Genomic DNA, 6,243 nt, shown 5'->3' with positions numbered 1-6,243 from the left:
GCACTCGCCATCAAGCGCCCACACTTATCGGCTGTTAGTTTTTAAAGAGCACATCGCAAGACCGCTACCACCTTACCACCGTCTTGCGTCGCTGCATCAGCAGCAGAGAAACGAGATTATGAAGAATCTTTTTCTCCTTGTCAACAGTCTTTTTTGCTTTCGCTTCAAAATCTGTCGGCTTCGGAGGCCGCCCGTTTCTGGGGCGGCTCCTCGTCTTGCGACGAGGGGCTGAATATTAGGCCAAGCAGGCACGAATGACAAGGTAATGAAGCAACTTTTTTGGCGGCCGCTTCAACGCGCCGGTTTTGCCGTCCCCTTGACGATCTCGAGCGGCACGGCCGCCGCCATCGCCGCGTAGCCCGCGTCGCTCGGGTGAATGTGGTCGCCGCTGTCGTAGCGTCGCTGGAGCATGCTCGGGCGGGACGGATCGCGCAGTGCCTGATCGAAGTCGACCACGCCGTCGAACGCGCGGCTCGAGCGGATCGACTCGTTGACCGCCGTGCGGATCGCCTCACGCTCCGGCGGCAGCGAAGCCGGCGTCAGCGTCGCGCCGTAGATCTTGATGCCGCGCTGATGCGCCTGCGCGATCAGCCGCTGATATCCGCGAACGAGCGCATCCGCGTTCACTTCGGTATGCGGCGCGTCGCAGTCGAGTCCGGCATGCGCGGGCATCGCGGCAAAGTTGATGTCGTTGATGCCGATCAGCACGATTACCGCGCGCACGCCCGGCTGACGCAGCGCGTCGCGGTCGAAGCGGCTCACCAGCGCCTCGCCGTAGCAGGGCGAATTGCTCAAAAGCCGATTCCCGCTGATGCCCGCGTTCATGACCACCGTCTCCCCGCCGCTCTTGTGCGCGACCTGTTTCGCGAGCGCATCGGGCCAGCGCCGGTTGGCGTTCAGCGACGAGCGCATGCCGTCGGTGATCGAATCGCCGATCGCGACCACCGCTTGCGCCGACGGGCTTTCCACCGCCAGGTTGGTCAGCCACGCGTATTGGGTGAAGCGCGTGCGGAACGAGCCGGCGGACGCGTCGTCCGAGTGATCGCCCGGCGTCGAGATGTAGTTCACCTGGCTCGCGATCCGATGCCACGCGACGAGCTTCTGATCCTTCCCCATGAACATGCTGACGGCCAGCGGCTGCTGTGCTTCGACATCGAAATTGACCGCATCGCTCGTGATCTGCGCGCCCGGCGCGACCGTCACGCTCTTGCGGCCGCCGAACAACACCGGCCGCGCACTTCCCGCGCGAATCGCGGCGCTGCTTCCGCTCGTCGCGCGCGCAACGCTCACGGATTCGACGATCAGCGGTTCCGTTCCGTAAAGATTGCTGATCCGCAGGCGCATGCGCTTGCCATCGATTTGCGGGTAGATCAGCTGACGCACGGTGCGCCCCGCGACATCCGGCGCTCTGTACAACGGCGGAAGATTGGCCACTTGCGGAATGGACTGCAGCGCGGTGCCCCAGGCGCTGACCCAATGTTCGCTGGCGGGCGCATCGGCGGTTTCGGCGGCGAACGCGTGCGGCGCGAGGTTGAATTGCGCGGCAAACGTGGCCGCGCAGATCGCGGCGAGAACTCGGAGTTTCATTCGGCGATGGCGTTCGGAAAAGGCTCGATTGTGCCTGAAGTGTCAGGGCGGCCGCCGCGCGAATCACCCGGAAAACACGCGTGCGGGAACGGCGCGCCCGAAATGGCCTCACAATGCAGCCAGTTCATCTTTCGCCGGCCCCCGACGGCCGGCGCATCAATATATATAGACATGCAACCGAAAACCACCGCACCGCAACGGCTCGACTGGGAAGAAGACGGAGAAAGCCGCTCCGCCCGATGGCGATCCGAGAGCGGCAACCCGCCGCCGAAGCGCCTCGTGACCGGGCACGACCAGATGACCGCCGATCACGCCTACCGGCTCGCCTGCGAGGGCACCGCGATTCTCTGGCGCGGCGACTTTCAGAACGCCCGGCAGTTGCTGCAGGCGATGGCTCGCCGCATCGACAACAAACCACGCAAGCCCAAAAAGCCCGCTGCGGAGGGGTCTCCGGTCGATGCCTTCAATCTGCACCGCCTCGCGCAATCGCAGCGCGCACGCACGCTGGCGATGCTGATCCTGCCGCTCGACGAGCAATACGCCATTCCGCTGCGCCGCGCGCCGAACGTGCGCGAGGCGTGCGAAGAGGCGTACGGGCCGCCGTCGGATGAGGCGTCGGTCGTGTCCTTGCGCGAGGTGCTCGGCCTGATCGGCGCGCACGAGTGGCGCAAGAAAGGCGTCGAGATCGCGGCGCTCGGCGGCAGGATTCATCCCTATTACGGCGTGTTTTCGCCCGTGCGCGGCGAATATGTCGATCTCGTCGCGAACCAGCCGCTGCCCTCGCGCGAGCTCGCGTTCGATATCGGCACCGGAACCGGCGTGCTGGCGGCGGTGCTCGCGCGTCGCGGCGTCGAGCGTGTCGTCGCGACGGAAATCGATGCCCGCGCGCTCGCCTGCGCCCGGGAGAATATCGCGCGCCTCGGTCTCGATGCTCAGGTCGACGTGGTCGAAACCAGTCTGTTTCCCGATGGCCGCGCGCCTCTGATCGTCTGCAATCCGCCGTGGCTGCCGGCACGGCCGAGCGCGGCGATCGAGCACGCGATCTACGATCCGGACAGCCGCATGCTGCGCGGCTTCCTCGACGGCCTCGCCGCGCATCTGACGCCCGGCGGCGAAGGCTGGCTCATCCTGTCGGACTTCGCGGAGCATCTCGGCCTGCGCACGCGCGCGCAGCTGCAGGAGTGGATCGACGCGGCGGGTCTCAAAGTGGACGGACGGATCGACATCAAACCGCATCATCCGCGTGCGACCGACAAGACCGATCCGCTTCACGCCGCGCGCTCGGCGGAAGTGACGTCGCTTTGGCGGCTCGTCGCCGCGTAGGAACGATCAACCGCGCCCGGCCAGCCACGCGAGCGCGCCTTCACCCGCGACCAGCCCGCTTGCGAAGCACGCGGTCAGCAAGTAGCCGCCGGTCGGCGCTTCCCAGTCGAGCATCTCGCCCGCGCAGAACACGCCTGGAAGCGCGGTGAGCATCGAGCGCGCGTCGAGCGATTCGAACGCGACGCCGCCCGCGCTGCTGATCGCCTCCTCGATCGGCCGCGGGCGCAACAAGCGCAGCGGCAGCGCCTTGATCCGCGCGGCGAGCGTGTCGAGATCGGCGAATTCTTCCTTGCCCAGGCACTCGCGCAGCAAGCCCGCCTTCACGCCCGTCAGATGCAACCGGCTGTGCAGATGACTCGACATCGACCGGGCGCCGCGCGGATGCCGCACTTCGTCCCGCACGCGTTCGGCCGAAAGCTGCGGCGTGAGGTCCAGCAGAATGGTCGCGCCCTCGCCTCCGCTTTCGGCGATCCGGTCGCGGATCGGCGCGGACAGCGCGTAGATCAAGCTTCCCTCGATTCCCTGATCGGTGATCAGACATTCGCCGATGCGCGCGTCGAACGCTCCGCCCGAGCGCGGCACGCCGATCGCCACCGATTTGAGCGGCTCCCCCGCGAAGCGGCTGCTGAAGTGCTCGCTCCAGCCGACATCAAAGCCGCAATTGGACGGCACGAACGGCCGCACAGCCACGCCGCGCGCCGCGAGAATCGCGAGTGCGCCGCCATCCGAGCCGAGTTGCGGCCAGCTCGCGCCGCCGGGCGCGAGCACGAGCGCATCGTGCCGAACGCGCTTTTCACCCGACGGCGTCGCGAAACGCGAAATCGACGCGCCCTCGTCATCCCAGCCGAGCCAGCGATGACGCATATGAAACGTCACGCCCGAAGCCCGCAGCCGATGCAGCCACGCGCGCAGCATCGGCGCGGCCTTCATGTCGGTGGGAAACACGCGGCCGGAGCTGCCGACGAACGTTTCCACGCCCAATCCGTGCACCCAGTTGCGCAGCGCACTGGCGTCGAAACGCGCGAGCAGCGGCGCGATGTCCGCGCTGCGCGCGCCGTAGCGCGAAAGGAAGGCATCGGCAGGCTCGGAATGCGTGAGGTTCATTCCTCCCTTCCCCGCCATCAGGAACTTGCGGCCGACGGACGGCATCGCGTCGAACACATCGACACGCGCGCCGCCTGCCGCGAGCGCCTCGGCGGCCATGAGCCCGGCCGGCCCTCCGCCGACGACCGCGACGCCGACCGATTCGGTGTTTTCAACTGACGACATGGCTGATCAATAAGAACGGAACGGAGCGACATTGTCGCATCGGCGCGGCCGCGGCCTCGTTCAGGCCGCCTTCGAACCGCACGAAGAGCCCGCCAGCCGTGCGTAAGTCATTAAATAACAAAAAAGAATTTGGTCGACCGCACGCGGGCCAGTACGATCGCGCGATTCGTTGCCTCAACAACTTTTTTCAAAATCAGCCCGATCATGTCCGTTTCCCTCGCGCCCGACCGCACTTCCGCCCGGGCCGCCGCCAGCGATCCGCGTCCCGTCATCCGAAGCGCCGCCGATGTCTCCAGCCTCGTCAACCGCGGCGCCGCGATCGGCAGCGATGCCCGCATCGTCGTCGCCATCGCGCTCGGCGGGATTTTTCTCGACGCCTACGATCTCGGCGCGCTAGCCTTCGGCATGAAGGACATCGCCCGCGAGTTTTCGCTCACGCCAACCGGCTCCGGCTTCGTCGCGGCTGCGATCACGTTCGGCGCGATCATCGGCGCGTTTCTCGGCGGCTATCTCACCGACAGAGTGGGCCGCTATCGCGTCTTCATGGCCGACATGTTCTTTTTCGTCGTCGCGGCGATCGCCTGCGCGCTCGCGCCGAACGCCTGGGTGCTCGGCGGTGCGCGCTTCGTGATGGGGCTGGGCGTCGGCATCGACCTGCCGGTGGCGATGGCCTTCCTCGCGGAGTTCTCGCGCCTGCAGGGACGCGGCAACAAGGCAGCCCGCGTCGCGATGTGGTGTCCGGTCTGGTACGCGGCGATCAGCGTCTCGTACCTGCTCGTGCTCGGCCTGTATGCGGTCCTGCCCGAGCACAACGCCGGCTGGCTCTGGCGCCTGATTCTCGGCTTCGGCGCGGTTCCGGCGATCGCGATCATCGCGATTCGCAGCCGCTACATGAGCGAATCGCCGGTCTGGGCCGCGAATCAGGGCGATCTCAAGGGCGCGGCCGCGATTCTCAAGCGCTCGTACGGCATCGATGCGCGCGTCGAGGATGCCGCGCCTGCCGCATCCAGCGCGCCGAAAACCCGCCGCGCGACGTGGAGCAATTACGGCGCCCTGCTGCGCGGCGTCTATCTGCGCCGGACCGTGCTCGCGACGATCATCGCGATCGCCTCGTCGTTTGCCTATAACGCCGTCGCGTTCGGGCTGCCGGTGATCATTTCGAGCTTTCTCGCGCAGTCGATGCTCACGACGATTCTCGCGTCGCTCGCGCTCAACCTCTGCTTCGCGTTCGCCGGCGGGCTGTTCTCCGTGCGCACGGTGCCGAAATACGGCGCGTGGAAGCTGTCGGTCGTCGGCTATGCGTTTCAGCTGGTGGCGCTCGTCGGGCTCGCGATCATCGGGAAACCTTCTACCGGCGCCGAAGTCGTCATCGCGGTCGCCTTCCTCGCCGCGTTCCTGCTGGGACAGGGCGTCGGACCGGGTTCGCACAGCATGACGTTCGCATCGCTGAGCTATCCGACGTCGCTGCGCGGTGTCGGCGTAGGCTTCAATCAGACCTTGATGCGCGCCAGCTCGACGGTCTCGCTGTTCCTGTTCCCGGTTCTGTCGGCGGCGCTCGGCACGAAAGTGTTCTGGATCATCGCCGTCGCGCCGCTCGCGGGACTCGTCGCACTGCTCGCGGTGCGCTGGGAGCCGTCGGGCTATGACGTCGACGCGGAGGATTTCGCCGCGCAACGAAAGTCGTAAGCGTCTGCCAGTCCTGTAGTCCCGCTTTTGGAGCGGCGGCGATCAATGTCCGCCGCTCCCTTCAAGTCCCCCTCGGGCTTCGTGTCACGCTCGGCACATCTCTCCCGTCTGCACTAGATTCACTAGATTGATAGCGCGCTTTCCCGCCGTTCGTTTCCGCGTGCCTCATGCGGATTTACCCGAGCACGTCTCAAAAATCTATTTGCCGACCGTCCGGTCGGTTTATAATCGCCGGACAGCGACTTTCCAGGAGCGAGTGCCGCCATGTACACCCAATCCCTCGACCTCCCCCCGCCCGCGTCGGCCACCGACGCCCACGCGGACCCGCTCGCGGCCTCGCCCGGGCAAGCGCGCTTCGACGCGGTGATGCAGGCCGAC

At 66.5% G+C, this 6,243-nt stretch carries 4 protein-coding genes; 2 read left to right on the top strand and 2 right to left on the bottom strand.

What is annotated here, in order from left to right:
• Nucleotides 1-291 precede the first annotated feature (291 nt).
• Nucleotides 292-1,587, bottom strand: a complete 1,296-nt coding sequence (locus AWB83_RS35260) for an SGNH/GDSL hydrolase family protein (protein ID WP_087050224.1) — start codon at nt 1,585-1,587, stop codon at nt 292-294.
• A 171-nt stretch (nt 1,588-1,758) separates the two neighbouring features.
• Between AWB83_RS35260 and AWB83_RS35255 the strand changes: the two genes are divergently transcribed.
• Nucleotides 1,759-2,910 (top strand): methyltransferase, encoded by a 1,152-nt coding sequence (locus AWB83_RS35255; protein ID WP_087050223.1) that lies wholly within the window; start codon nt 1,759-1,761, stop codon nt 2,908-2,910.
• Between the two features lie 6 nt (nt 2,911-2,916).
• Here the strand turns inward: AWB83_RS35255 and AWB83_RS35250 are convergent, their stop codons facing one another.
• Nucleotides 2,917-4,179, bottom strand: a complete 1,263-nt coding sequence (locus AWB83_RS35250; RefSeq protein WP_087050222.1) for a TIGR03862 family flavoprotein — start codon at nt 4,177-4,179, stop codon at nt 2,917-2,919.
• Between the two features lie 204 nt (nt 4,180-4,383).
• Here AWB83_RS35250 and AWB83_RS35245 point away from each other — a divergent pair, with 204 nt between their 5' ends.
• Nucleotides 4,384-5,865 carry an MFS transporter gene (locus AWB83_RS35245; RefSeq protein ID WP_087050221.1) on the top strand — a complete coding sequence of 494 codons (1,482 nt, stop codon included), beginning with the start codon at nt 4,384-4,386 and terminating at the stop codon, nt 5,863-5,865.
• Nucleotides 5,866-6,243: the final 378 nt, after the last annotated feature.

Source organism: Caballeronia ptereochthonis, from assembly GCF_001545075.1.
Classification (GTDB): domain Bacteria; phylum Pseudomonadota; class Gammaproteobacteria; order Burkholderiales; family Burkholderiaceae; genus Caballeronia; species Caballeronia ptereochthonis.
The sequence above is the reverse complement of the archived record's forward strand: the minus strand, read 5'-3'. Positions and strand labels throughout refer to the sequence as shown.

Bases quoted from the DNA above. Each gene is read 5' to 3' on its own strand.
- AWB83_RS35245 (WP_087050221.1), top strand. From the start codon at position 4,384: ATGTCCGTTTCCCTCGCGCCCGACCGCACTTCCGCCCGGGCCGCCGCC.
- AWB83_RS35250 (WP_087050222.1), bottom strand. From the start codon at position 4,179: ATGTCGTCAGTTGAAAACACCGAATCGGTCGGCGTCGCGGTCGTCGGC.
- AWB83_RS35260 (WP_087050224.1), bottom strand. From the start codon at position 1,587: ATGAAACTCCGAGTTCTCGCCGCGATCTGCGCGGCCACGTTTGCCGCG.
- AWB83_RS35255 (WP_087050223.1), top strand. From the start codon at position 1,759: ATGCAACCGAAAACCACCGCACCGCAACGGCTCGACTGGGAAGAAGAC.